This window comes from Stenotrophomonas sp. NA06056, from assembly GCF_013364355.1.
GTDB lineage: Bacteria > Pseudomonadota > Gammaproteobacteria > Xanthomonadales > Xanthomonadaceae > Stenotrophomonas.
On record NZ_CP054931.1, the window covers coordinates 261,002 to 286,923 of the forward strand.

Here is a 25,922-nt window from a genome sequence, read left to right on the forward strand (position 1 = left end):
GGCATGGCCCGGCGCTATCGCCGTCCATCCATCGCCATGCGCACGGCCAACCCGGCCAGCACCGTGCCCATGAACCACCGCTGCACCGCCTGCCAGGTGGGACGGGCCGCCAGGAAGCCGGCGATGCTGCCGGCCATCAGCGCGATCATGCCGTTCACGCTCACACTCACCGCGATCTGGGTGAAGCCCAGCACCAGTGACTGCATCAATACGCTGCCTTCGCTGTCCGGGTGCAGGAACTGCGGCAGCAGGGACAGATACATCACCGCGACCTTGGGGTTCAGCACATTGGTCAGGAAACCCATCGCGAACAGCTTGCGCGGGCCGTCCACCGGCAGGTCACGCACCGCGAACGGCGAGCGGCCGCCCGGCTTCACCGCCTGCCAGGCCAGGTACAGCAGGTACAGCGCACCGCCGATGCGCAGCGCGTCGTAGGCGAACGGCACCGTCATCAACAGCGCGGTGATGCCCAGCGCCGCGCACAGCATGTAGAACACAAAGCCCAGCGCCACCCCACCCAGCGAGATCAGCCCGGCCACGCGGCCCTGGCAGATCGAGCGCGAGATCACGTAGATCATGTTCGGCCCGGGTGTCAGCACCATGGCCAGCGAGACGAGGGCGAAGGCCAGCAGGTCGGACGTGGCGGGCATGGTGGGTTCACGCAGTGGGGGTGCCGAAGTGTAGCGCCGCCTGCACACCACCTGCCTTAAAATCCGTCCTACCCCACACCCGAACCGCCCCCATGACCCCCATCCCCGAGACCGTGCCGCCGACCGAAGTGCGCATGGCCGAAATCGTCTTCCCCAACCACACCAACCACATGGGCACCCTGTTCGGTGGCCAGGCGCTGGCATGGATGGACAAGGCCGCCTTCCTCGCCGCCGCCCGCTACTCGCGCCGCACCGTGGTGACCGCACGTAGCGACCAGGTTGATTTCAAGCTGCCGATCCGCATCGGCCAGATGGTCGAGACCATCGGCCGCATCGTCGAAGTCGGCCGCAGCTCGATGAAGGTCGAGGTGGAGCTGATCGCCGAGGATCTGCACAGTGGCGAACGCAAGCTGTGCACCCGCGGCCACTTCGTGATGATCGCCTTGGGCGACGATGGCCACCCGGTGACCGTGCCGCAGCTTCCCGGCGCGCCGGTGGCCTGAGCCCGTGCTTGCGGGGGCGCCCACGCGCCCCCATCTGGCTGCAATGACCCTGCCGCTCACCGACTTCATCGACCGCGCCCAACGCCTGTTCGTGCTGACCGGCGCCGGCTGCAGCACCGCCTCGGGCATTCCCGATTACCGCGATGCCGATGGCCAATGGAAGCGCACGCCGCCGGTGACGTACCAGGCCTTCATGGGCGAGGCGGCCACCCGCCAGCGTTACTGGGCGCGCAGCCTGCTGGGCTGGCCGCGCTTCGGCCAGGCTCGACCCAACGGCACACACCAGGCGCTGGCCGCACTGGAGGACAGCGGCAAGCTGCAGGTGCTGCTGACCCAGAACGTGGATGGCCTGCACCAGCGTGCCGGCAGCCAGAACGTGATCGACCTGCACGGCCGCCTGGATCTGGTGCGCTGCATGGGATGCGAGCGCCGCAGCGAGCGAGAGGCGTTCCAGCAGCGGCTGCTTGATGCGAACCCGGGCTGGGACTCACTCGAGGCCGGTATCGCGCCCGACGGCGACGCCGACCTGGAAACCGACTTCTCTGCGTTCGCGGTGCCTGATTGCCCGCACTGCGGCGGGCTGCTGAAGCCAGACGTAGTGTTCTTCGGCGAAAACGTGCCGCGTGAGCGCGTGGCTGCCGTACACGACCACCTGCAGCAGGCTGATGCGGTGCTGGTGGTGGGCTCTTCGCTGATGGTCTATTCCGGCTTCCGCTTCGTGCAGGCCGCGGCCAAGGCTGGCTTGCCGGTGGCCGCGCTGAACCGTGGCCGCACCCGTGCCGACGACCTGCTGCAGTTCAAGGACGAGCGCGATTGCGCCGAGGCGCTGGCCGGCTGGACCACGCGCTGAGCCGAGCATGGGCTCGGCTCCACAGGGGACGCCGACGTTTTGTAGAACCGAGCCTGCGCTCGGCTGCCCTTGCCCACGAAACAGCGATCCACCCACACGGTTGATCTATCGGCCGTACAGCGGTGCAATACGCACCCCCTTTGGTACACCCCCACTGCCGTGAGCCAGCTGTTTTCGCCGATCTCCTTCGGCCCCCTGACCCTGTCCAACCGCATCGTCGTCGCACCGATGTGCCAGTACTCCGCAGAAGACGGCCGCGCCAGCGACTGGCACGCCATGCATCTGGGCAACCTGGCGCAGTCCGGCGCGGGCCTGTTGATCCTGGAGGCCACCGCAGTCGAAGCGCGTGGCCGCATCAGCTGGGCCGATCTGGGCCTGTGGGACGACGGCACCGAAGCGGCGCTGGCGCAGGTGCTGGCCAGCATCCGCCGCTGGTCGCCGATGCCGCTGGGCGTGCAGCTGGGCCATGCCGGACGCAAGGCCTCGGTCAATCGTCCGTGGGACGGTGGCGGCCAGCTGCCGGCCGACGACGCACGTGGCTGGGCCACGGTCGCGCCATCGCCGGTGCCGTTCCATGCCGCCGATCCGGCGCCGCAGGAACTGGACGAGGCCGGCATCGCCGAAGTCGTTGCTGCCTTCGCCGCCAGCGCGGTGCGCGCCGAGCGCCTGGGCTTCGAGCTGATCGAGATTCACGCCGCGCATGGCTACCTGCTGCACCAGTTCCTGTCGCCGCTGAGCAACCGCCGCACCGATGGTTACGGCGGCTCGCTGCCGAACCGCCTGCGGATGCTGGTGGAAGTGTTCGACGCGGTGCGTGCTGCGGTGTCGGACAAGATCGCCGTGGGCGTGCGCATCTCCGCCAGCGACTGGGTCGAGGGTGGCTGGGACATCGTGCAGAGCGAGGCGTTGGCGCAGGTGCTGGACGCGCGTGGCTGCAATTTCCTGCACGTGTCCAGTGGTGGCCTGCACGAGCGCCAGAAGATCAGCGTCGGCCCGGGCTATCAGGTGCCGTTCGCGGCGGCGATCAAGGCCAAGAAGGTGCGCATGCCGGTGATCGCGGTGGGCATGATCACCGAGCCGGAGCAGGCCGAATCGATCCTGCGCCACAACCAGGCCGATGCCATCGCGCTGGCCCGCGGCATCCTGTACGACCCACGCTGGCCGTGGCATGCCGCTGCGGCGCTGGGTGACAGCGTGGTGCCGGCACCGCAGTACCTGCGCTGCGAGCCGCGCGACGCACGTGGCGTGTTCAGTCCGCGCTGAGCACTACACCTGCCAGGCCGGCGGCAGGCCGGCCTGCAGGTGCTCGAACAGCGCGCGGATCTTGGCGGTGAAATCGCGGCGGTCGCTGACGCAGAAAAACACGTCCATCGGTTCCGGCTGCCAGTCGGTAGCGGGCCCGAACACCGCCTGCAGGCGCCCATCGCGCAGGTACGGCTCGGCCACGAACGCCGCCAGCCGGGTGATTCCGGCACCGGCGGCGGCCAGTTCGGCCAGCGCATCGATGTCATCGCAGACCATGCTCGGCGGCAGTGCCGCGTCCACGCGTTGACCGTCTTTCAACAGGCCCCAGCGCAGTGGCCGGCCGTCGGTGGGGAAGCGGTGCAGCAGGCCGCGGTGGGCAACCAGCTGCGCCGGTTGCAGCGGTGTGCCGTGTGCCTTCAGGTAGGCCGGCGACGCGCAGAACACGAACGGGATGCGTGCCAGTGGCCGCGCCACCAACCCATCTTCCAGCTGCGCACCGATGCGGATGCTGGCATCCACCGCCTCCGCGCCGTGCTGCACGGCGCGGTCGGTCAGGCGCAGTTCCAGCTGCAGCTGCGGGTAGCGCTGCTGCAGTGAGGGCAGCAACGGTGCAAGCACGTGCCGGCCGAAGGCGCTGCTGCTGGCGATGCGCAGCGGCCCGGCCGGTTCGATGTCACCAGAGGTGACCATCGCCTGCGCGCGTGCCAGGTCGGCTTCGAGATGCCGCACCTGCGCCAGGTACACCGTGCCGGCCTCGCTCAGCGCCAGTTGGCGCGTGCTGCGGTTCAGCAGACGCACGCCCAGGTGGGCTTCCAGGCGGTTGATGTTCTGGCCCACGGCGGTGGCGCTGATGCCAAGGGTACGTGCCGCAGCGGCAATGCTGCCGGTCTCTGCGGTGCGGGTGAAACTGCGGATGAGCTGCAACAGGTTCATGACCGACCAGCTTGCCATGCGGAATGCCAAGTATCGCTTGGGTCTGTACCAAGCCGTCGGTTGCATCGGTGACCATCCTCCACCGCGCCACGGTGCTGCCCTACACTCAGGTGATGCGCCCCGATTCCATCCTCACCCTCTCCTGTCCCGACCGCACCGGCATCGTCTACCGCGTCTCGGGCCTGTTGTTCGACCATGGCTGCAACATCCTCGACGCCCAGCAGTTCGGTGACGAGGAGAGCGGTCGCTTCTTCCTGCGCGTGCATTTCGACCGTGATGCGGGCCTGCCGCTGGACACCGTGCACATCGCGATGGCCGCACTGGCAGCGGACTTCGGCATGGACTGGCAGCTGCATGACGGACGTCGCCGGCCGCGCCTGCTGGTACTGGTCAGCAAGCAGGGCCATTGCCTGAACGACCTGCTGTTCCGTGCCCACAGCGGCCAGCTGAAGGTGGACATCGCGGCGGTGGCATCCAACCATTCGGACTTTGCAGCCTTGGCGGCGTCCTACCAGGTGCCGTTCCATCACCTGCCGGTGAATGCAGAGACGCGTTCAGCGCAGGAGCAGCAGATCATCGACCTGGTCGAACGCGAGCGCATCGACCTGGTGGTGCTGGCACGCTACATGCAGATTCTTTCGCCCACGCTGTGCCGTGCGCTGGCGGGCAGGGCGATCAACATCCACCACAGCTTCCTGCCCAGCTTCAAGGGCGCGCAACCGTACCACCAGGCGCACGCGCGCGGGGTCAAGATCATCGGCGCCACCGCGCACTACGTCACCGAAGACCTGGACGAAGGCCCGATCATCGAACAGGACGTGGCCCGCGTGGACCACGCGATGACCCCGCGCGAACTGGTGCGGCTGGGCAGCGACACCGAATCGCAGGTGCTGGCGCGTGCCGTGCGCCGGCACGTGGAGCACCGCATCCTGCTCAACGGGCATCGCACGGTGGTGTTCCGGTAATCGTCCATCCCGCGTCCGACGGGCCATGCCCGGCGGCCACGCGTCAGACGATCGCGATCCCCGACTTGCCCAGCGACTCACGCACCATCGCGTCGTTGGCTTCGGTCACCGGCCGGGTCAGGTCCCACAGAAACTTCACCCGGAAGCCGGATTTCACCGCGTCCTGCGCGCTCCACAGCACGCAGTAATCGCGCGCCAGGCCGCACACATGCACCTCGCGGATACGGCGCTCATGCAGCCAGCCGGCCAGACCGGTCGGCGGGCGTTCGCCTTCGGGGCCATGGTTCTCGCGGAACGCGCTGTATGAGTCCACCTGCTGGCGGGTGCCCTTGCGCAGGATCAGATCGGCCACGGTCCAGTCCACGCCCGGGTGCAGTGCGGCCCCGTCGCTGCCCTGCACGCAGTGGTCCGGCCACAGGGTCTGCGGCTGCGCGTGCAGCAGGATCGCTTCGAACGGCAGATGCCCCGGATGCTGGCTGGCAAACGAGGCATGGTCGGCCGGGTGCCAGTCCTGGGTCGCCACCACGGTGCGGTAACGGCGCTCGGCCAGCAGGTCCATGATCGGCGCCACCAGCGCATCGCCCTGTTCGCAGGCGAGGGCGCCACCGGGCATGAAGTCCGGCTGCAGGTCGATCACCAGCAGGGCGACATCGGCGGGCAGGGCAGTCATGGCAGATCCACTACAACGTCAAGGGGCGACCAGCGTGGCCGCCCCTTGCTTGCACGTCAATCGCCCTGCGGCGTCTCAGCGTCCTGCCCGTAATACAGCAGGCCGATCCTGATCCGCTCGCGGCCGTTTTCGCGGCGGTGGCGGTTGGCATCGCGCAGCGAATACACGCAACCACAGTACTCCTGCTGGTAGAACTGCTCGCGCTTGCTGATCTCGACCATGCGGCTGGCACCGCCACCCTTGCGCCAGTTGTAGTCCCAGTACTGCAGACCTTCGTAGCGGGAGGCGGCGCGCACACCGCAGTCGTTGATCTGCGCCATGTTCTTCCAGCGCGAGATGCCCAGCGAGGAACTGATGGTGTCGTAGCCGTGTTCGTGCGCGTACAGCGCGGTGCGCTCGAAACGCATGTCGAAGCACATCGTGCAGCGGATGCCGCGCTCGGGCTCGTTCTCCATGCCACGTGCACGGCTGAACCAGTTGTCGGTGTCGTAGTCGCAGTCGATGAAGGGAATGTTGTGCTGTTCGGCGAAGCGGATGTTCTCCTGCTTGCGCAGCTCGTATTCCTTCACCGGGTGGATGTTGGGGTTGTAGAAGAAGATCGCATAGTCGATCCCGGAGGCGGTGATCGCCTCCATCACTTCGCCCGAGCACGGCGCGCAGCACGAGTGCAGCAGCAGGCGCTGGCCGTTGTCGGGAAGGGTCAGGGTGGGTCGTTGGAGCTCGGTCATCGTCGGGTGCATCTGGGCGTGGGCAGCGGTCTGGCCGGAAACCGTGAACAGGACGCGCGCGGCCACGCCGCCTGCACGCGCAGGACGACGACGGCCCCGGCAACCTCCCCGCGGAGATTCCAGGTCGAGTCAGGGGACGGTCGAGTCCCCCGGCCGGGGCCGGTATTCGGGCTGATGGACACGGGCCGCAGCCCACCTACTACCTGCCGCTTCCCAGGCGCGAGCCCAGTGCTGTTGGCAGGATTCGTTTCCATTCACCGCTGCGGGGCAGCTCCGGAATGCGCGCGCGAGGCGCCTTCACCGGATTCCCGTTTAAATCCATCCCCTCGCGTGAAAGCCAGGACGGATACCTTCGGCAAGTGCAAGGTGGACCGGTTGGCAGCAATGGTCAAGGGACACCATTACGCGCCAAAGCTGTGGCTGCCTTCTCAGGCTGTGAGAGCGCGTCTTGCCATACTGCACATCGACAGACGGGAGGTGGCTCGTGGCGGCGAAGTACTGCGATCTGGTCATGAAAGGCGGCATCACCAGCGGCATCGTGTATCCCAACGCGGTGCTCGCACTGGCCCGCGAATACCGTTTCAAGAGCATCGGTGGCACCTCGGCCGGTGCGATCGCCGCTGCCGTGGCGGCCGCTGCAGCATACGGCGACCGGCGCCAGCAGGCCGGCCAGACCCTGCCCGGTGACGCCGGGTACGGTGGCCTGTCGGCGGTGTCGGCACAGCTGTCGCGACGCGGGTTCATCTACAGCCTGTTCCAACCGGCCAGTGGCGCGCGCGCGGCGTATCGATTGCTGGTGGTGCTGACCGGCAACGCCGGCTGGCCGCGCAAGCTGCTGTGCCTGGCCATCGCGGTGTTCCAGATCGCACCGTTGGAAGTGCTGGTGTCGCTGGCGCTGTTGCTGGGCCTGGGCTGGTGGGGCGGTGGCTGGAGCGGCGTGGCGGCGACCCTGCTGCCGTCGCTGCTGTGTGCCTACGGCGCAGGTGTTGCCGGCGCTGCGCTGCGGGTGGCGCGGGTGGCGCGGCGCAACCTGCTGGGCCTGTGCAGCGGGCTGGGCCGTAATGCCGACACGCCAGCGCTGACCGAGTGGCTGCATGAAAGCCTGCAGCAGCTGTCGGGCAAGCCGATGGATGCACCGCTGACCTTCGCCGACCTGCACGATGCACCCCGCTATGCGGGCGAACCGGACAGCCCGCATGCGATCACCCTGCAGATGATCACCACCTGCGTGTCGCACAACGAACCGCGCACGCTGCCGTTGGGCGGTGCGCAGTTCTGGTTCCTGCGCGAGGAGTTCGAGCAGTTGTTCCCGGCCAGCGTGGTGCAGTGGATGGTCGACCATGCCGGTCCACCGCGCGAGGTTGAAGGCCGCAACTATTACCACCTGCCGCAGGGCGCGTCGCTGCCGGTACTGGTGGCCACGCGCATGAGCCTCAGCTTCCCGCTGCTGATCAGCGCGGTGCCGCTGCATGAGCCCTCGCGTCGCGAGCGTCGATGCGAACCGACGCCGACGGCTGCAGGCGATGCGGGGCACAACGTGGCCGACAGCATGGAGGGGCTGACCAGTGCAGGGCAGTCCTGCGGTCCGGTCATCACTGCGTTCCGGGTGTGCTGGTTCTCCGATGGCGGCATCAGCAGCAACTTCCCGATCCACCTGTTCGATGCAGCGCTGCCGCGTTGGCCGACGTTCGCCATCAACCTGGTCTATCCACAACGCCCCGAGCCGGTGGTGCGCGGTGGCGACAGCCGCCAGGCGCTGGAGCGCTCGGTGTTCCTGCCCACCGAGAACCGCCACGGATGGCAACGTCACTACCAGTCCATCGCCACACCGTTGGCCGCAGGCGAACTGGGCCGTTTCCTGTTTGCGGTGGTGGCTACCATGCAGAACTGGCGCGACCTGCTGCAGGCACGTGCGCCCGGCTATCGCGACCGCATCGTGCACGTGAGCCTGCAGGGTGACGAGGGCGGCATGAACCTGGACATGCCACAGGAGGTGCTAACCCGCATCGCCGACAAGGGCAGCCTGGCCGGTGCACGCTTCTGCTCGTTCTCGTTCGAGAACCATTACTGGATCCGCTGGCGCAACCTGGCCTCGGCCTACCAGCGCTACACGCTGGAGATTTCGCGCACCGATGATCCGGCGCAGCAGGTGCTGGCCTATCGAGCGGCCTATGCGATGGTAGCCACGGGCACGCCGCCACCGCCGTCGTACAAGCTGGGTTCGGAAGACAAGCGCATCGCCTCGCAGCAGCTGTGGGGGCTGATGGTGGAGCAGGGGCGCAGTTGGGATGATCTTGGCCCCGACCTCACCGAAGGCTCGCCGCGGCCGTTGCCGCAGATGAAGGTGACGCCGATCTATTGAGCGGATGCATCCACGCATGGCGTGGATCTACCGCGGGCTATCGCCACGCTTCGATCACTGCATCGCCCCGCAATGGTGCGTACAACGGCAGCGCCAGCTCCTGCTTCACCCATCCCGGGTTGAGCGCGCGCAGTCCGGCCAGGTACTCGCGGGTCAATGCGGTTTCACCGTGCGACATCGCCAGCCTCGCGGCGCGCGCCCAGGTGCGGTCCCAGCCATGCGCCAGTGCCAGCGATGTGGCCAGCGATGCACGCGCAGCCGCAACATCACCGCGTTGCCACTGCTGCTCGGCGCGGATGATCGCGTCGTTGGACAGCCGCATGTCGTACAGCTCACGCAATCGCACCACCGCGCGCGGGTCGGCATCCACACGCAGGTCGGTGTCCTGCCAGTCGCCGCCAGGCGTGCGTACCAGCAGTGCCGCCGACCATTGCCCGCTGCGTTGCCCACCTGCCGCCTGCCCTGCTTCCAGCGCGGCCAGCAGGCGCGCGGCAAGGTCACCCCGCGTGGCGGTGAAGGTGCGTTGCATGGCGGCCAACACGTCCGGCCCGGCCAGGCCGTTGCCCTGAACGCTGACCGTGCCCTCGCCATGGGCACCCGCCCAATCGGCCTGCTGTGCCGTGGCGCCGGTGTACTGCGCGTTGCCGCCACGCGCACTGACCAGCCCGACCTGGCGCTCGGCGATGGTGGTGCCATCGAAGTCGCCGTCCTCGTCCAGCAGCTGCTTGAGCACCTGTTGTGGCGTACGGCCTTTGGCCAGCAGCGCCAGCCCTTTCGATCCATAGGTCGGGTTGGTTTCGAACTGGCTGGCAACCGCACCGACCTTCGCTTGCGCCCACGGCACACCGACACCGCCGACGGCAAGGTTATGGGTAGCGACAGCGACCCCGCAGTCGCCGGCCTCGTTGCAGGCCACGATCGAAAACGTCGCCCACGCCGGTGCGGCGATGGCAGCAAGCAGCAGGGCCAGGCAAGGGCGCAACAGGAACATGGGTGTCTCCATGGGCGGGCATCCCGATTGGGATGCAGCCTACGCACGAAAGGTTTAGTAGATCCACGCCATGCGTGGATGGAATCCCATCGGAATTGAATATTTCAAGCATTCATCGAAGAGCATCCACGCATGGCGTGGATCTACCGTGTCGACCAAGGTCGACACCCACCAACAGCAGCGTGCCGACCAACGGTCAGCGCCCACCAACAGCAGCGGGAAACTGTCGAAGGCGGGGTGGGTCCGGTTGCGGGGGTGTAAGCGCCATGGATGGCGCGCCCAAGCCTCCATGGATGGATTCACGGCGTCCCCCGCCACCGGACCCACCCCGCCATCCCACGAAATGCTAGCTTTTGCCGTTGCCGTTGCCGTTGCTTCGGCCTCTGCAGGTGCAGGGCGCAGCCCTGCCGAACCCAACCCCTACCGACCCGGCAACTGGGTAAACGCACGCTGCATGCAGTCCTCGCGCGGGCACACCCGGCAACCCGGCCCGATCGATACCGAATTGCCCGGGCTCTGCACGTCCAGCCCCAGCGAATACACCAGCCTGTCCGCATGCTGCAGGTCGCAGCCCAGCGCTACCGCAAACGTCTTGCGCGGCTGGCCGTGGCCGACCGGGCCGCTGCTGACCTGCCGCGCCAGCCAGAAATGGCGGCGGCCATCGGGCATGCGCGCGGTCTGGGTGAGGATGCGCCCGGGCTGGTTGAAGGCCTCGTAGACGATCCACAACGGGCACGAACCCCCCACCTGCGAGAAGTGGAAATCGGTGGCGGAATGACGTTTGGATACGTTGCCGGCGCGGTCCACGCGGATGAAGAAGAACGGCAGGCCCGGCGCGCTGCGGCGGGCCAGTGTGCTCAAGCGATGGCAGACGGCCTCGAAGCCCACACCGAACTGGTGTGCCAGCAGTTCAATGTCGTAGCTGCTGGCCTCGGCCGCGCGCAGGAAGCGCATGTACGGCATCACCAACGCACCGGCGAAGTAATTGGACAGGCCGATGCGCGCCTGTGCGATGCGGGCTTCGTCGCTGAAGCCGGTGCGCGCGATCACCGCATCGATCTGCGGCAGGTAACCGCGCAGTGCCAGCTCGACGGCCATCTGGAACGCCTGCTGGCCCGGCTCCAGATAGTCCGGTAGCCACAACGTACGGCTGCCGGCGTCGTACTGGCGCTTCTCGCGCCCAGCCTGCAGCGCAGCCACTTCCACCAGCACGCCGTGGCGGTCGGCCAGCAACTGGCGCAGCCGGGGTGCGACGTGTCCTGGCGCCAGCCCCCATTCGGCGAACAGCTGCTCGGCCAGTTCGTCCAGTTCGGGGATGTGGTTGTGCATGCGGTTGAAGAACTCGCGCACCTGGTCCCCCGCTGGCAGCGTGCCGCCTGCGCCCGGTTCGCCCAGCTGGAACTCCAACGCGGCGGCGTGCTCGCGTAGCGCCAGGTGGCGGCGGTGCAGGTCCAGCAGGGCGCGGCTGACCTGCGGCAGGTTGCCGGCCAGTGCCCGCAACTCGGTCGCACTCACTTCCGCCAGGCCCAGGTCGCGCAGGGTCTCGCCCAACGACTCCTGCAGTGCTGCAGGCTCATCGTCGTCGAACAGGGTGGAAACATCGCCCAACACCTCGCCCAGCTTCTTCTGCACTGCCGGTGTCAGCGGACGCTTGTTGCGCTCGATCTGGTTCAGGTAGCTGGCCGACAGCCCCAGCGCCCTTGCCAGATCGGCCTGGCTGTAGCCGCGCTGCTCGCGCAGGCGCAGCAGACGCAGGCCAAGTTGGCGCTGGGGGGCTGAATAATTCACAGAATTAACAGAAATCGTGGCGGGTATTGGCCAGATTAAGCGGATTCAGGCCGGAAATCGAGCTGGGCGCTGTGAATAATGCCAAGCATCTTTCGCACCCCGTGGATTGTCGTCATGACTGTTGCAGCGCCCCGTATCCGCATGCTGATCGATGGCCAGTTCGTTGAATCGGCCACTTCCCATTGGCAGGACGTGATCAATCCGGCCACCCAGGACGTGCTGGCCCAGGTGCCGTTCGCCACCACCGCTGAAGTCGACGCCGCCGTGGCTGCCGCCAAGGAAGCCTTCAAGACCTGGCGCAAGACCCCGATCGGCACCCGCGCGCGCATCTTCCTGAAGTACCAGCAGCTGATCCGCGAAAACATGAGCGAGCTGGCCCACATCCTCACCGCCGAACAGGGCAAGACCCTGCCGGACGCCGAAGGCGATGTGTTCCGCGGCCTGGAAGTGGTCGAGCATGCGGCTGCCATCGGCAACCTGCAGCTGGGCGAACTGGCCAACAACGTGGCCAACGGCGTGGACACCTACAGCATCATGCAGCCGCTGGGCGTGTGCGCCGGCATCACCCCGTTCAACTTCCCGGCGATGATCCCGCTGTGGATGTTCCCGATGGCCATCGCCACCGGCAACACCTTCATCCTCAAGCCGTCCGAGCAGGACCCGATGGTGACCATGCGCCTGGTGGAACTGGCGCTGGAAGCGGGCATCCCGAAGGGCGTGCTGAACGTCGTCCACGGTGGCGAGGAAGTGGTCAACGCGATCTGCGACCACCCGGACATCAAGGCCGTGTCGTTCGTCGGTTCCACCCGCGTCGGCACCCACGTCTACAACCGCGCCTCGCTGGCCGGCAAGCGCGTGCAGTGCATGATGGGCGCCAAGAACCACGCCGTGGTGCTGCCGGACGCCAACAAGGAGCAGACCCTCAACGCGATGGTCGGCGCCGCCTTCGGCGCGGCAGGCCAGCGCTGCATGGCCGCCTCCACGCTGGTGCTGGTCGGTGAAGCGCGTGGTTGGGTGCAGGACCTGGTCGACAAGGCCAAGACCCTGAAGGTCAGCGGTGGCACGGTTGCCGGCACCGACGTCGGCCCGGTCATCTCCTGCAGCGCGCGTGATCGTGTCGAAGGTCTGATCGCTTCCGGTGTGGAGCAGGGCGCCAAGCTGGTGCTGGATGGCCGCAAGCCGCAGGTTGATGGTTTCGAGAAGGGCAACTTCGTCGGCCCGACCATCTTTGCCGGTGTCACCACCGACATGCGCATCTACCAGGAAGAAATCTTCGGGCCGGTGCTGGTCATCCTCGAAGCGGAAACGCTGGATGAGGCCATCGCCATGGTCAACAGCAACCCGAACGGCAACGGCACCGCGCTGTTCACCCAGTCGGGTGCCGCCGCACGCCGGTTCCAGGAAGACATCGACGTCGGCCAGGTCGGCATCAACGTGCCGATCCCGGTGCCGGTGCCGCTGTTCTCGTTCACCGGTTCGCGCGCCTCCAAGCTGGGCGACCTGGGCCCGTACGGCAAGCAGGTGGTGCTGTTCTACACGCAGACCAAGACCGTCACCGCGCGCTGGTTCGACGACGAGACGCTGAGCCACGGCGTCAACACCACCATCAGCCTGAAGTAAGGGCAGGAGCAGCCATGAGCCACTCGATGACGACGGAGCAGGAAGAAGCGCAGCAGGCCTATCGTGAGGCTGCGCGCGACTTCGCACAGGCCGAACTGGCGCCGCACGCCGCGCGATGGGATGCGGAGGGCATCTTTCCGCGCGAGGCGATCGCCAAGGCCGGTGAACTGGGCTTCTGCGGTCTGTACATGGACCCGGAAGTGGGCGGCAGCGGCCTGAGCCGACTGGACGCCGCCGTCGTCATCGAGGAGCTCGCCAACGTCGATCCGTCGACCGCGGCCTACATCAGCATCCACAACATGGCCTCGTGGATGGTGTCCAAGTGGGGCCAGGCGGAACTGCGCGATGCCTGGGGCAATGACCTGTCGTCGGGCAGCAAGCTGGCCTCGTACTGCCTGACCGAACCGGGTGCCGGTTCCGATGCTGCCTCGTTGAAGACCACCGCCACCCGCGATGGCGATTTCTACGTATTGAATGGCTCCAAGGCCTTCATTTCCGGCGCCGGTGCCACCGAACTGCTGGTGGTGATGGCGCGTACCGGCGGTGCCGGTGCAGGCGGTGTCAGCGCGATTGCCGTGCCAGCCGATCTGCCGGGCATCAGCTACGGCCGCAAGGAAGAGAAGATGGGCTGGAACAGCCAGCCCACCCGCGGCATCACCTTCGAAAACGTGCGCGTGCCGGTCAGCCACCTTCTGGGAGAGGAAGGCGGCGGCTTCAAGCTGGCGATGAAGGGGCTCGATGGTGGCCGCATCAACATTGCAGCGTGCTCGCTGGGTGCTGCGCAGGGTGCGCTGGATGCAGCACGCCGTTACATGGGCGAGCGCCGCCAGTTCGGCAAGGCATTGTCCGAATTCCAGGCGCTGCAGTTCAAGCTGGCCGACATGGCCATCGAGCTGGTCGCGGCGCGGCAGATGGTGCATACCGCTGCGCGCAAGCTCGATGCCGGTGCCAGCGATGCCAACGTGTGGTGCGCGATGGCCAAGCGTTTCGCCACCGATGCCGGCTTCAACATCTGCAACGAAGCCCTGCAGATCCACGGCGGCTACGGCTACATCCGCGAATATCCGATCGAGCGCCTGCTGCGTGACAGCCGCGTGCACCAGATCCTGGAAGGCACCAACGAGATCATGCGGGTGATCGTTGCCCGTCACCTGCTCAACACCGAAGAGGAACTGCGATGAAGGATTGGCGTACCCAGGAGCACGTGGGCCTGAAGGTCGAGGCCGATGGCCACACCGCCGTGGTCACCCTGAACAACCCGCCAGCTCATACCTGGACCGTGCACAGCCTGTCAGCGCTGCGCGACCTGGTGGGCGCGCTCAACGCAGACCGCGAGATCTACGCGCTGGTGATCACCGGTGACGGCGAGAAATTCTTCTCCGCTGGTGCCGACCTCAACCAGTTTGCCTCCGGCGACAAGGCTGCCGCGCGCGAAGCCGCACGCCGCTTCGGTGAAGCCTTCGAGGCGCTGTCCGCGTTCCGTGGCGTATCGATTGCTGCGATCAACGGCTACGCCATGGGCGGCGGCCTGGAATGTGCGCTGGCCTGCGACCTGCGCATCATCGAAGACCACGCGCAGGTCGCGCTGCCGGAGGCCACCGTTGGCCTGCTGCCGTGCGCCGGTGGTACCCAGAACCTGCCGCGTCTGGTCGGTGAGGGTTGGGCCAAGCGCATGATCCTGCTGGGCGAGCGCATCAACGCTGAAACTGCAGTGCGGATTGGTCTCGCCGAAGAAAAGGTCGGCAAGGGCGAAGCCAAGGCGCTGGCACTGGAATGGGCGAAGAAGGCTGGCAAGCAGAGCCCGACCAGCATCGCTGCATGCAAGACCCTGGTGCAGTCCACCCGCACCGGCACCCATGCCTCGGCGCTGGTGGCCGAGCGCGAGGCCTTCGTCGATCTGTTCGACACCGCCGACCAGGTCGAGGGCGTGAGCGCCTTCCTTGAAAAGCGCGCAGCGCAGTGGAAGAACGCATGACCACGGTTGCCGACGAAGCGCCGGTGTTGTTCGAAGAGCGCGCCGCCGGTAACGGCGTGCGCATCGGCATCGCCACGCTCAACGCCCCGCGTACGCTCAACGGCTTCTCGCTACCGATGGCGCACCTGCTGTTGAAGCAGTTGAATGCCTGGGCCGACGACGACGGCATTGCCTTGGTGGTGCTGGAGGGCGCGGGGGAAAAGGCCTTCTGTGCTGGCGGTGACCTGCACAGCCTGTACCAGAGCATGATCGCCTTCCGCGAAGCCGGCCACGGCGACATCCGCGAAAACGCCTACGCCGCCGAGTTCTTCGACGTCGAATACCGCGTCGATTACCTGATCCACACCTACGCCAAGCCGATCCTGTGCTGGGGCCACGGCATCGTGATGGGCGGTGGCATCGGCCTGATGTCCGGTGCCAGCCACCGCGTGGTCAGCGAGCGCTCCAAGCTGGCTTTCCCGGAAATCACCGTCGGCCTGTTCCCCGATGTGGGTGGCAGCTGGCTGCTGCCGCGCGTGCCGGGCAAGGCCGGCCTGTTCCTGGCCCTGACCGGTGCGCTGCTCAACCCGGGCGATGCCATCTACGCCGGCCTGGCCGATGTACACGTGGCCGAGGAACGCCGCAGCGCGGTGTTCGATGCGCTGCTGCAGGTTGCGTGGTCGGCCGATGCCGCACGCAATCACGAGCGCCTGTCGCAGCTGCTGCTGTCGTTCGCCAGCGATGCCGCCACCGGCCCGTTGCTGGCCCATGCTGCACAAGTTGATGCGCTGTGCGAAGGCGATGACCTCGTCGCCATCGTCGAACGCATCAGCACCCTGCAGACCGATGATGCCTGGCTGCAGGCCGCACAGAAAACGCTCGCCGCCGGTGCGCCGGGTTCGGCACGGCTGGCCTTCGAACTGCAGCGCCGCAGTGCCGGACAGGATCTGGCGAGCGTGTACCGGCTGGAATACATCACGGCCCTGCATTGCGCTGCGCATGGTGATTTCGCCGAAGGCATCCGCGCGCTGCTGATCGACAAGGACCGCAACCCGTCGTGGAACCCGGCCACGCTGGCAGAGGCCAGCCACGCATGGGCCGATACGTTCTTCGCTTCTCCCTGGGCCGATGCCGCGCATCCGCTGGCCGACCTGGGTACCCCTGTCGCTGAAAGGAGCCTGGCATGAGCCGCATTGCATTCATTGGGTTGGGCAACATGGGTGGCCCGATGGCCGCCAATCTGGTCAAGAACGGCCACACCGTACGCGTGTTCGATCTGGTGCCGGCCGCGGTGCAGGCCGCCGTCGATGCCGGTGCCAGCGCGGCTGCGTCGGCGCGTGAAACCCTGGCCGATGCCGAAGTGGTGATCTCGATGCTGCCGGCCAGCCGCCATGTCGAAGGCGTGTACCTGGGCGATGACGGCATCCTCGCCGCGATTCCGGCCGGTGCCTTGGTCATCGACTGCAGCACCATTGCCCCGGCCAGCGCACGCAAGGTTTCCGAAGCCGCGGCCGCGCGCGGCCTGCAGATGATTGACGCGCCGGTGTCCGGCGGTACCGCCGGTGCCCAGGCGGGCACCCTGACCTTCATCGTCGGTGGCGAAGAGGACGCGCTGGAACGCGCGCGCCCGGTGCTGCAGGCGATGGGCAAGAACATCTTCCACGTCGGCGCCAGCGGTGCCGGCCAGGTCGCCAAGCTGTGCAACAACATGGCGCTGGGCGTGATCATGGCCGTCACCGGCGAAGCCATCGCGCTGGGCGTGGCGCACGGGCTGGACCCGAAGGTGCTGTCGCAGATGATGGCGGTCAGCACTGGCCGCAGCTGGGCCACCGAAGTGTGCAACCCGTGGCCGGGCGTGCTGGAGAATGCGCCGGCATCGCGTGGCTACAGCGGCGGCTTCGGCAGCGATCTGATGCTGAAGGACATGGGCCTGGCGGTGGAAGCGGCGATGAGCGTCGGTGCCTCGATCCCGCTGGGCGAAGTGGCCCGCAACCTGTATTCGATGAACCACCAGGCCGGCCGCGGCAAGCTGGATTTTTCCAGCGTCGTGCAGCTCATCACGAGCGAGAAGTGACCGTAACCGGTCTGCGGCGCGCCTTTCCTCCGTATGGATGGCGCCCCCGGATTCTGTAGAGCCGAGCCCATGCTCGGCTGCTTTTCCGTCGGATGTCTCATCGTCGGACGGATCAGCCGAGCATGGGCTCGGCGCTACGCAAGCGAATGCGTCCCCGGTCGCGTGCCGGGGCCCACCCGAGGTGGGATGGGCGGATGCCCGGTTTCGACCGGCATCCGCCCATTTTTTTGCCCAATCGTCTGCTGGTGCTGGCCGCTGGCCGGCATCACCGCATCAGGCAACGATCAGCGTCACGTCGATGTTGCCGCGGGTGGCATTGGAGTACGGGCAGACGATGTGCGCCTTCTGCACCAGCTCTTCCACCTGCTCGCGCGGCACGCCCGGCACGGTGATGGTCAGTTCGGCTTCGATGCCGAAACCGGTCGGGATCTGGCCGATGCCGACCTTGCCGGTCACGGTGGTGTCGGCCGGCAGCGCGACCTTGGCCTGGCCGGCGACGAACTTCAGTGCGCCGAGGAAGCAGGCCGAATAGCCGGCTGCGAACAGCTGTTCCGGATTGGTGCCCGGGCCGCCAGCGCCGCCCAGCTCGCGCGGGGTCGACAGCTGGATGTCCAGCACATTGTCGGAGGACACGGAACGGCCTTCACGGCCGCCGGTGGAGGTGGCCTGGGCGGTGTACAGAACCTTTTCGATGGACATCGGGATGCTCCTGGTCAGTGGGTGGGTCGTGCGTTGGAGGCTACTTTGCCCGGATTCTGCGGACGGTGGGTGACAGTTCGTCTGGAAAATTTGACGAATCGTCCGCAGGGCCTAGATCGTCCATTCCCGGTCAGTGGTGAACATGATGGTCAGCCAGCGGTCCGGCGAGGATTCGCCCAGCGCATCGCCGATTTCGTCGCGCAGGTGATCCCACTCCAGCAGGGGCCGCGGCGGGTCGTCCTCACGCACCACGAAGAACAGTTCGATCTGTTCGCCACGGCCGACCTGGGCCACATAGCTGCGGTGTTCGACGAAGCCATGTTTTGCAACGATCGCCCGCGCCACCGCATCCACATGCGCCTGCAGCTCCGGTGGGGTGACCAGCAGGATGCCGGCCAGTGCGCGACGGACCGTGCCCAGTGGCGCGATCATCACCAGCACGCAGACAAACGCCAGGATGGCCGGATCGATGTACGGCCCCACCCATGCCCATGACGTGCCGTGGACCAGCACGCCGCCGAGGAAGGCCGCCAGGTAGCAGGCCGACATGCTCGCGGCGATCACCCAGTTCTTCGCATCCAGCGCGATGAATTCCGAGCCGATGCGCCGATTCGCACGCAGCACGAACCAGGCCAGCGCGCTCTCGGCCACGATCGACAGTGCCGCGAAAATGATCGCGGGACCAAGCGCGATCTGCCGCCCGCCCGACATCAGCGCATCGACCGCATTGACCAGCGCGTACAACGCTGCGCCGATCATCAGCGTGCCGCTCACTCCCAGCACAATCGGTTCCAGGTGCCAGAAGCCCATGGTGAAGCGCTGGTTGAGCCGCGACTGCACGGCATCGGTCTGGGTGGACAGTGCGATCAGCCGCGCGACCAGCAACGACAACCAGGTCATCACCACGTCGATCAGGCCGTAGATGCCGTCGAAGATGATCAGCGAAGAATTGGCCAGCAGGCCGAACACCACCGCGGCAGCGGCCAGCAGCAGCGAGCCGGCGATGGACAGGCGCAGCACACCCTGTTCGGTGGCGGGGTCGAAGAAGTGCGGGTGGTCAGCGGCCATGGCGTGATTGTAGAGCGGAGCCATGCTCCGCTGCGTCTGCGCTACCCGCACCGGGCTGCATCCCGTAGACTGCGCCCCTCCCACGCACCGACTCCGCCCGCAGTGATCACGCCACCCTGACCCTTGCCGCCCATCGGCAGTCGGCCCGCCCGGCTCAGGTACCCGTGTCTTTCCACTGCAGCGCCACGTGGCCCCGCCCGCGTGAGCGCGGAGCTATTCCATGCAAACGTCCTACCCCCTGCGCCAGCAATGGCTCGGCAACCTCCGTGGTGATCTGCTGTCCGGTGCGGTCGTCGCCCTGGCGCTGATTCCCGAAGCCATCGCCTTTTCGCTTATCGCCGGCGTCGACCCGAAAGTCGGCCTGTATGCCGCGTTCTCCATCGCCGTGATCACCGCCATCGCCGGTGGCCGCCCGGGCATGATTTCCGCTGCCACCGGTGCGATGGCGCTGGTGATGGTCGACCTCGTACGTGATCACGGCCTGCAGTACCTGTTCGCCGCCAGCATCCTGGCCGGCCTGCTGCAGGTAGTGGCCGGCCTGTTCAAGCTCGGTTCGTTGATGCGTTTTGTTTCGCGCTCGGTCATCACCGGCTTCGTCAATGCGCTGGCGATCCTGATCTTCCTGGCGCAGCTTCCCGAGCTGATTGGCCGCGGTCCGACGGTGTACGTGCTGTGCGCGGCCGCACTGGCCATCATCTACCTGCTGCCGCGTATCACCCGCGCCGTGCCATCACCGCTGGTAGCCATCGTCGTGCTTACCGCCGTGGTGATCGGTTTCGGCGTCGAGGTGCGCAGCGTCGGCGACATGGGCCAGCTGCCCGACAGCCTGCCGCATTTCCTGTTGCCCGATGTGCCGCTCACCTGGGAGACGCTGCGTATCCTGCTGCCGGTGTCGACCACGCTGGCGGTGGTCGGCCTGCTCGAATCGATGATGACCCTGCAGATCGTCGAGGACATCACCGAGACGCCCAGCGAGCGCAACCGCGAATGCATCGGCCAGGGCGTGGCCAACACGGTCACGGGTTTCCTCGGTGGCATGGCCGGCTGCGCAATGATCGGCCAGTCGGTCATCAACGTAACCTCCGGTGGCCGCGGGCGCCTGTCCTGTCTGGTGGCCGGCGTGCTGCTGCTGGTGCTTGTGGTGTACGGCAGCGACCTGGTGCGGCAGATTCCGATGGCGGCACTGGTGGCGGTGATGATCATGGTCAGCATCGGCACCTTCAGCTGGCGCTCGCTGCGCGACCTGCGCACGCATCCACGCAGTTCCTCAGCCGTGATGCTGCTCACCGTGGTGGTCACCGTAGCGACCCATGACCTGGCCAAAGGCGTGCTCAGCGGCGTGTTGCTGTCGGCGCTGTTCTTCGCCCGCAAGGTGGGCCGCATGCTCGACGTGCAGCGCGAAGATGTTGCGGATAGGCAGGTTTACCGCGTGCGCGGCCAGGTGTTCTTCGCTTCGGCCGGACAGTTGGGTGCAGCGTTCGACTACCAGCACGTGGCGGCGAAGGTCGAGATCGACCTGCGCGACGCCCACCTGTGGGATCTGACTGCGGTCGCCGCGCTGGAACGCGCGCAGGAAAAGCTGGCTGCGCACGGTGCCGAGGTCAGCGTTGTCGGCCTCAACGCCGCCAGCCAGACCTTGATCGAACAGGTGGGAGGGCGTGGCAGCGGGCATTGAGCCTGCAGGACCGACTATGGATGGCACGTACCAGCTCTCCCTGGCCACCGGTCGGAACCGGGCCCAACCGGCGCTCTCAGTGCGGCTGACCGGGTGCATTCATCCGCCCGGTGTAAACTATTGATCTCACTGGCAATGCCAGTCTCCACGATCAACCGCCCGATGACGTCCGCCACCGCCCGTTACGCTGATTCCCTGCGCCTGTCCGTCGCCCCCATGATGGATTGGACCGACCGCCATTGCCGGGTGTTCCACCGCCTGCTGGCGCCAGGGGTGCGGCTGTATACCGAAATGGTGCACGCCAACGCCGTGATCCACGGTGATCGCCAGCGCCTGCTCGGTTTCGATGCCAGCGAACAGCCGTTGGCGCTGCAGTTGGGCGGCAGCGATCCCGACCTGTTGGCACAGGCGGCGCGCATCGCCGCCGAGTGGGGCTATGACGAGGTCAACCTCAACTGCGGCTGCCCGTCCGACCGCGTGCAGGCCGGGCGTTTCGGTGCCTGCCTGATGCGCGAGCCGGCGCTGGTGGCCGAATGCGTATCGGCCATGGTCGCGGCGGTGGATATCCCGGTGACGGTGAAGTGCCGCCTGGGCGTGGACGAGGATGACAACTACGACGTGTTCGCCAGCTTCGTCGACCGCCAGGTGGATGCCGGTGCCGCGATGGTGGTGGTGCACGCCCGCAATGCCTGGTTGAAAGGCCTGTCGCCGAAGGAGAACCGCGAGGTTCCGCCGTTGAAGTACGACTGGGCCTATCGCCTGAAGCAGGAGCGCCCGGCGCTGCCGGTGGTGCTCAATGGCGGCCTGGCCAGCATCGAGGCGGTGCAGGCACAGGCTGCGCACGTCGATGGCGTGATGCTCGGTCGCGCGGCCTACCACGATCCCTACCTGCTGCATCAGCTGGAGGCCCTGCACACCGGCGCGCCGCTGCGACCGCGCGGTGAACTGCTGCGCGCCCTGCGCCCCTACATCGACGCCCGCCTGGGCGAGGGCCTGGCCCTGAAGCACATCACCCGCCACATCCTCGGCCTGTTCCACGGCCAGCCCGGTGGTCGCGCATTCCGCCAGGTGTTGAGCGAGGGCGCCCATCGCCCCGGTGCCGACTGGGCGCTGATCGAGCAGGCCCTTTCCGTAACCGAACGCGAAGCCGATCGCGCCGCTGCGTGACGTCAGTCACATTCCTGACTTGACAAGGGCGGCGGTTTCGTCCCGAATGTTCACTTAGCTGAACAACGGGCCGGAGCGTCTGGAAAAGTTCAGACCGGATTCACCGCCCGAAACCAAGAATTTGCAAAAGATTTGTAAAACGCCGGATTCCATTCCGGTGCCCGGATTTACGACTTTTGAACGAATCGCCGTGCTCGGCTAGGATCGCATCGATGTCTTCCGCTCCCTTCCACCGCTGTTTTGCCCTGGCCACCTGCGTGGTCCTGGCGGCTGCCCCGCTGTCTTCGGCGCTGGCGCAGGATCCGCAGCGGGAGCAGGGGCGTGCTGAAATGATGGAGCGCGGTGGCCGTGCGGCCAACAACGAGCGCTCGCTGTCCGATGCCGTGCGCCGCGTGCAGCGCACCACCGGCGGCCACATCCTGGGCGCCGAGCGGGTGCCGTTCGATGGTCGTGACATCAACCGGGTCAAATACATGGACGACCGCGGTCGGGTCCGCTACATGGACGACCCCGCCCCGGCACGTTCACAGCCGCGCACACCGCGGTCGGATATGTCATCACTACGCGGCGATAACCCCTGAACAGGGATAGTTGTCGCTATCAACCCGTACCCACAGGCCTCCGGGCCGCACCCAGCACACTAGGGAGAGTTCATGCGTATCCTTCTGGTCGAAGACGAAGCCCCGCTGCGTGAGACCCTGGCAGCCCGGCTCAAGCGCGAAGGTTTTGCCGTCGATGCAGCGCAGGACGGCGAAGAAGGCCTGTACATGGGCCGCGAAGTGCCGTTCGACGTTGGCATCATCGACCTTGGCCTGCCCAAGATGTCGGGCATGGAGCTGATCAAGGCCCTGCGCGACGAAGGCAAGAAGTTCCCGGTGCTGATCCTGACCGCGCGTTCGAGCTGGCAGGACAAGGTCGAGGGCCTGAAGCAGGGCGCCGACGATTACCTGGTCAAGCCGTTCCATGTGGAAGAGCTGCTGGCCCGCGTCAACGCGCTGCTGCGCCGTGCCGCTGGCTGGAGCAAGCCGACCCTGGAATGCGGCCCGGTCGCACTGGATCTGGCAGCGCAGACCGTCAGCGTGGCCGGCAGCAATGTCGACCTCACCAGCTACGAGTACAAGGTGCTGGAGTACCTGATGATGCATGCCGGTGAACTGGTCTCCAAGGCCGACCTCACCGAGCACATCTACCAGCAGGACTTCGACCGCGACTCGAACGTGCTGGAAGTGTTCATCGGCCGCCTGCGCAAGAAGCTGGACCCGGATGGCGAACTGAAGCCGATCGAGACCGTGCGCGGTCGTGGCTACCGTTTCGCGATTCCGCGCAACGAGGGCTGAGGCCTTCAGCAGGCGATAAACGATGTCCGGCCGTCTGTGGTTCTTCCGACGCTGGCGGCCGCGCTCTCTGCAGGCGCGCCAGATGTTCGCCGCGTCCGTGGGTCTGGTCGCGTTCCTGGCCCTGGCCGGTTACGCGCTTGATGCCGCCTTCGCCGATACGGCGAAGGCGAACCTGCGCGAGCGCCTGAAGAACTATGCCACCGCCTACGCGGCCGGCATCGACTTCACCCGTGACCGTTCGCTGTACATCCGCGAGCAGCCACCGGATCCGCGTTTCGACGTGCCCGGCAGCGGCCTGTACCTGCAGGTGGTGATGCCTGACGGCAAGGGCAATTCGATGTCCGCCGAAGGCCCGATGCTGCCCACCGTCGGCGGTGGCCTGCTGGCCCCGCGCCAGGAAGTGTTCGAAGGCCCGCTGCCGATGATCCAGATCGATGGCAGCCAGGGCTCGGTGTACCGCTATGGCCTTGGCCTGGTGTGGGATGCCGACGCCGACCCGGCCACCGAATTCCCCTACACCATCTACGTGATGGAAGACTCGCGCGCGCTGGGTGCGCAGCTGCGCGTGTTCCGCAGCCGGGTCTGGTTCTACCTGGGCGGCATCGGCCTGATCCTGCTGCTGCTGCAGACGGTCATCCTGCAGTGGAGCCTGCGTCCGTTGCGGCGGGTGATCACCGAGCTGACCAAGGTCCAGCGCGGCGAGACCGAGCGCATGAGCGAGCGCCACCCGCGCGAGCTGGAGCCGTTGACCGACAGCATCAACGCCTTCATCGAGGGCGAGCGTGAGAACCTCGAGCGCCAGCGCAATACCCTGGCCGACCTGGCGCACAGCCTGAAGACACCGATCGCGGTGCTGCGCACGCAGATGGACAGCGGTGCCGGCGATGGCGCCCTGCGCGAAGAGCTGGACGTGCAGCTGCAGCGCATGAACAACCTGGTGTCCTACCAGCTGGCACGCGCGGCTTCGTCGGGCCACAAGCTGTTCTCTGCACCGCTGCCGATCGAATCCAACGCCGAGGAAATCGTGCGCGGCCTGGAGAAGGTCTATGCATCGAAGGGCGTGCTGTGCGAATTCGACATCGACCCGGCCGCGCGCTTCCACGGCGAACCGGGCGATCTGCAGGAACTGCTGGGCAACCTGCTGGAGAACGCGTTCAAGTGGGCCAAGCGCCGCGTGCTGCTGACCGCGCAGCCGCTGCCGGCGCCGAACGCGCGCCGCGCCGGCCTGCTGCTGGCGGTGGATGACGATGGCCCGGGCATTGCCCCGGACGACATCGGCAAGGTGCTGCAGCGTGGTGTGCGCGGCGATGAGCGCGTGCAGGGCCACGGCATCGGCCTGTCGATCGTGCAGGACCTGATCAAGGACTACCGCGGCGAGCTGATGGTGTCCCGTTCCAGTGAACTGGGCGGCGCCCGCTTCGAAGTACGCCTGCCGCCGGGCCCGTAAAAATCCGCTGCAACGGGTAGTGCCGGCCGATGGCCGGCAACCTCATGATCTTCGGTGGCATCGCCAGGTTGCTGGCCAGCGGCCGGCACTACCGTATTTCGATCTTCGGCGGCTCGCCATAGAACCGCCGCAGATGCGCAGCCACCTCCGGCAGCGCTTCGGCCAGCAGGTCCGGCGCAGAGAAGTGGTACTCGCTGGCCACCGCGAAGAACTCTTCCGGTGCTTCCGCCGCGTACGGGTCGATCAGCGTTTCCTCGCCCGCATCCACCTGCGCGCAGAACGCGTCGTACGATTTCTGGAAAGCCGCAGCCCACTCGCGTTGCCATGCGCGCGGCAACGGTGGCGTGCCGTCCATTGCCCCATCCAGCGCATCCAGCTTGTGCACCATCTCATGCACGGCCACGCAGTAGCCCTCATGCGGCGCAGCCAGGTCGGCCTGCACATCGGCCCATGAAAGAATCAACGGACCGCTGTCCCACGACTCGCCGATCAGCTCGTCATCCCACTCGTGCAGAACGCCAGCGGCATCCATGTGGCTGCGATGCACGCGGAACGCGTCGGGGTAGACGATCAGCTGCGACCAGCCTTCCAGTCCGACCTCGCCGAACTCCAGCAGTGGCAGGCAGCACAGTGCGGCCAGCAGCACGCCATCGGCCGGCTGCAGTTGCAGCTCGCCAATCGGGGAGATCGTCTTCTCATGCAGGAAGCGCGCGGTCAGCGCGCGCAGGCGTGTACGCCGTTCGTCGTCCAGGCCACGCACCCACGCTGCACGGCGGCAGGCATCGTTCCAGTGTGCGTCTTCGATCGGCCGCGGCGCCGGCCGCAGCCACTGCAGCAACGACTTGATCAGCGGAACATGCCCGGCAGGTAGCTGTGCCACTTCGGCGCACGGATGCGCTGCAGTACGTCGTCGTCACCGCCACCACCGCTGCTGGTAGCGGCCGGGCGTACCGGTGCCGGCTTGGCGGCAGCTGCGGCAGGCGCCGTGGTCGGTGTGCGCTGCGAGGCCGCATCGCTCGCCGAGTAGACGCAGGCGCCACGGCTGTCATCAAGCGCTGCTGTGGCAGACGCCGCGAAGGGCATCGTCAGCAGGATCAGGCAATGGGCATAACGGCGCATTGACGACATCCACGTTAAGGGAAGGTGAGCTCTCGATTCTAGCCCGAACCCGGCCCCAGATTGGAAGCCCGCCGGAA

Annotated in this window: 25 protein-coding genes and 1 riboswitch; of the genes, 15 read left to right on the forward strand and 10 right to left on the reverse strand. The window is 66.9% G+C overall.

Annotated features, from left to right (window positions below; genetic code table 11):
• Positions 1 to 14: 14 nt before the first annotated feature.
• Entirely contained in the window at positions 15 to 650 is a 636-nt protein-coding gene (locus HUT07_RS01115) for a LysE family translocator (RefSeq protein WP_176019356.1), read from the reverse strand.
• Between the two features lie 92 nt (positions 651 to 742).
• Here HUT07_RS01115 and HUT07_RS01120 point away from each other — a divergent pair, with 92 nt between their 5' ends.
• The 3 genes from HUT07_RS01120 to HUT07_RS01130 all read left to right on the forward strand — a co-directional run bounded on the left by HUT07_RS01120 (position 743) and on the right by HUT07_RS01130 (position 3,266).
• Positions 743 to 1,153, forward strand: a complete 411-nt coding sequence (locus HUT07_RS01120; RefSeq protein ID WP_176019357.1) for an acyl-CoA thioesterase — start codon at positions 743 to 745, stop codon at positions 1,151 to 1,153.
• A gap of 43 nt (positions 1,154 to 1,196) precedes the next feature.
• A complete protein-coding gene (locus tag HUT07_RS01125; protein WP_176019358.1) occupies positions 1,197 to 2,003 on the forward strand; it encodes an NAD-dependent protein deacetylase in 807 nt (268 codons plus the stop codon).
• Positions 2,004 to 2,162: 159 nt separating this feature from the next.
• Positions 2,163 to 3,266, forward strand: a complete 1,104-nt coding sequence (locus tag HUT07_RS01130) for an NADH:flavin oxidoreductase/NADH oxidase (RefSeq protein ID WP_176019359.1) — start codon at positions 2,163 to 2,165, stop codon at positions 3,264 to 3,266.
• A gap of 3 nt (positions 3,267 to 3,269) precedes the next feature.
• On the opposite strand, the gene HUT07_RS01135 is transcribed toward HUT07_RS01130, so the two are convergent.
• Complete coding sequence (locus HUT07_RS01135; protein ID WP_176019360.1) at positions 3,270 to 4,181, reverse strand: LysR family transcriptional regulator; 912 nt, start codon at positions 4,179 to 4,181, stop codon at positions 3,270 to 3,272.
• Positions 4,182 to 4,294: 113 nt separating this feature from the next.
• Between HUT07_RS01135 and purU the strand changes: the two genes are divergently transcribed.
• Positions 4,295 to 5,146, forward strand: coding sequence for a formyltetrahydrofolate deformylase (purU, locus tag HUT07_RS01140; RefSeq protein ID WP_176022453.1), 852 nt, complete (start codon positions 4,295 to 4,297; stop codon positions 5,144 to 5,146).
• Between the two features lie 43 nt (positions 5,147 to 5,189).
• On the opposite strand, the gene pncA is transcribed toward purU, so the two are convergent.
• Together pncA and HUT07_RS01150 are read right to left on the reverse strand one after the other, a co-directional pair.
• Positions 5,190 to 5,816: a bifunctional nicotinamidase/pyrazinamidase gene (gene pncA, locus HUT07_RS01145; RefSeq protein WP_176019361.1), complete on the reverse strand. Its 627-nt coding sequence runs from the start codon at positions 5,814 to 5,816 to the stop codon at positions 5,190 to 5,192.
• Positions 5,817 to 5,872: 56 nt separating this feature from the next.
• The gene (locus HUT07_RS01150) at positions 5,873 to 6,544 is read right to left on the reverse strand and encodes an epoxyqueuosine reductase QueH (protein WP_176019362.1); all 672 of its coding nucleotides are present in this window, start codon (positions 6,542 to 6,544) and stop codon (positions 5,873 to 5,875) included.
• A 139-nt stretch (positions 6,545 to 6,683) separates the two neighbouring features.
• Positions 6,684 to 6,901, reverse strand: a riboswitch (cobalamin riboswitch).
• Between the two features lie 127 nt (positions 6,902 to 7,028).
• Here HUT07_RS01150 and HUT07_RS01155 point away from each other — a divergent pair.
• A complete protein-coding gene (locus HUT07_RS01155) occupies positions 7,029 to 8,906 on the forward strand; it encodes a patatin-like phospholipase family protein (RefSeq protein ID WP_303245997.1) in 1,878 nt (625 codons plus the stop codon).
• Positions 8,907 to 8,943: 37 nt separating this feature from the next.
• Here HUT07_RS01155 and HUT07_RS01160 read toward each other — a convergent pair whose 3' ends face one another.
• The gene (locus tag HUT07_RS01160) at positions 8,944 to 9,897 is read right to left on the reverse strand and encodes a DUF1028 domain-containing protein (protein WP_176019363.1); all 954 of its coding nucleotides are present in this window, start codon (positions 9,895 to 9,897) and stop codon (positions 8,944 to 8,946) included.
• Between the two features lie 420 nt (positions 9,898 to 10,317).
• On the reverse strand, positions 10,318 to 11,685 hold the full coding sequence (locus HUT07_RS01165; protein ID WP_176019364.1) for a short-chain fatty acyl-CoA regulator family protein: 1,368 nt from the start codon (positions 11,683 to 11,685) through the stop codon (positions 10,318 to 10,320).
• 114 nt (positions 11,686 to 11,799) lie between these two features.
• On the opposite strand from HUT07_RS01165, the gene HUT07_RS01170 reads away from it, so the two are divergent.
• The 5 genes from HUT07_RS01170 to mmsB are packed head-to-tail and all read left to right on the forward strand — an operon-like array spanning position 11,800 to position 17,333.
• Positions 11,800 to 13,305 (forward strand): CoA-acylating methylmalonate-semialdehyde dehydrogenase, encoded by a 1,506-nt coding sequence (locus HUT07_RS01170; protein WP_176019365.1) that lies wholly within the window; start codon positions 11,800 to 11,802, stop codon positions 13,303 to 13,305.
• Positions 13,306 to 13,319: 14 nt separating this feature from the next.
• Positions 13,320 to 14,486, forward strand: a complete 1,167-nt coding sequence (locus HUT07_RS01175) for an acyl-CoA dehydrogenase family protein (RefSeq protein ID WP_176019366.1) — start codon at positions 13,320 to 13,322, stop codon at positions 14,484 to 14,486.
• Positions 14,483 to 15,280: an enoyl-CoA hydratase gene (locus HUT07_RS01180; protein ID WP_176019367.1), complete on the forward strand. Its 798-nt coding sequence runs from the start codon at positions 14,483 to 14,485 to the stop codon at positions 15,278 to 15,280. The genes HUT07_RS01175 and HUT07_RS01180 overlap by 4 nt, the downstream gene beginning before the upstream one ends.
• Complete coding sequence (locus HUT07_RS01185; RefSeq protein ID WP_176019368.1) at positions 15,277 to 16,446, forward strand: enoyl-CoA hydratase/isomerase family protein; 1,170 nt, start codon at positions 15,277 to 15,279, stop codon at positions 16,444 to 16,446. The genes HUT07_RS01180 and HUT07_RS01185 overlap by 4 nt, the downstream gene beginning before the upstream one ends.
• Entirely contained in the window at positions 16,443 to 17,333 is an 891-nt protein-coding gene (mmsB, locus tag HUT07_RS01190) for a 3-hydroxyisobutyrate dehydrogenase (protein WP_004136647.1), read from the forward strand. Before HUT07_RS01185 ends, mmsB begins: the two co-directional genes overlap by 4 nt.
• A 273-nt stretch (positions 17,334 to 17,606) precedes the next feature.
• Here the strand turns inward: mmsB and HUT07_RS01195 are convergent, their stop codons facing one another.
• Entirely contained in the window at positions 17,607 to 18,032 is a 426-nt protein-coding gene (locus HUT07_RS01195) for an organic hydroperoxide resistance protein (RefSeq protein ID WP_100461901.1), read from the reverse strand.
• A gap of 111 nt (positions 18,033 to 18,143) precedes the next feature.
• A complete protein-coding gene (locus tag HUT07_RS01200; protein WP_176019369.1) occupies positions 18,144 to 19,124 on the reverse strand; it encodes a cation transporter in 981 nt (326 codons plus the stop codon).
• A 196-nt stretch (positions 19,125 to 19,320) separates the two neighbouring features.
• On the opposite strand from HUT07_RS01200, the gene HUT07_RS01205 reads away from it, so the two are divergent.
• The 5 genes from HUT07_RS01205 (at position 19,321) to HUT07_RS01225 (ending at position 24,726) form a co-directional block, all read left to right on the forward strand.
• Positions 19,321 to 20,775, forward strand: coding sequence for a SulP family inorganic anion transporter (locus HUT07_RS01205; RefSeq protein ID WP_176019370.1), 1,455 nt, complete (start codon positions 19,321 to 19,323; stop codon positions 20,773 to 20,775).
• A gap of 135 nt (positions 20,776 to 20,910) precedes the next feature.
• Positions 20,911 to 21,942, forward strand: coding sequence for a tRNA dihydrouridine(20/20a) synthase DusA (gene dusA, locus HUT07_RS01210; RefSeq protein ID WP_176019371.1), 1,032 nt, complete (start codon positions 20,911 to 20,913; stop codon positions 21,940 to 21,942).
• 212 nt (positions 21,943 to 22,154) lie between these two features.
• Positions 22,155 to 22,523 carry a hypothetical protein gene (locus HUT07_RS01215; RefSeq protein ID WP_089241452.1) on the forward strand — a complete coding sequence of 123 codons (369 nt, stop codon included), beginning with the start codon at positions 22,155 to 22,157 and terminating at the stop codon, positions 22,521 to 22,523.
• A 72-nt stretch (positions 22,524 to 22,595) separates the two neighbouring features.
• Positions 22,596 to 23,279 (forward strand): response regulator transcription factor, encoded by a 684-nt coding sequence (locus tag HUT07_RS01220; protein ID WP_004136763.1) that lies wholly within the window; start codon positions 22,596 to 22,598, stop codon positions 23,277 to 23,279.
• 22 nt (positions 23,280 to 23,301) lie between these two features.
• Positions 23,302 to 24,726, forward strand: coding sequence for a sensor histidine kinase (locus HUT07_RS01225; protein ID WP_176019372.1), 1,425 nt, complete (start codon positions 23,302 to 23,304; stop codon positions 24,724 to 24,726).
• An 88-nt stretch (positions 24,727 to 24,814) separates the two neighbouring features.
• Here the strand turns inward: HUT07_RS01225 and HUT07_RS01230 are convergent, their stop codons facing one another.
• A complete protein-coding gene (locus tag HUT07_RS01230) occupies positions 24,815 to 25,606 on the reverse strand; it encodes a M90 family metallopeptidase (RefSeq protein WP_176019373.1) in 792 nt (263 codons plus the stop codon).
• The gene (locus tag HUT07_RS01235; protein WP_176019374.1) at positions 25,573 to 25,845 is read right to left on the reverse strand and encodes a hypothetical protein; all 273 of its coding nucleotides are present in this window, start codon (positions 25,843 to 25,845) and stop codon (positions 25,573 to 25,575) included. Before HUT07_RS01235 ends, HUT07_RS01230 begins: the two co-directional genes overlap by 34 nt.
• Between the last annotated feature and the right edge of the window lie 77 nt (positions 25,846 to 25,922).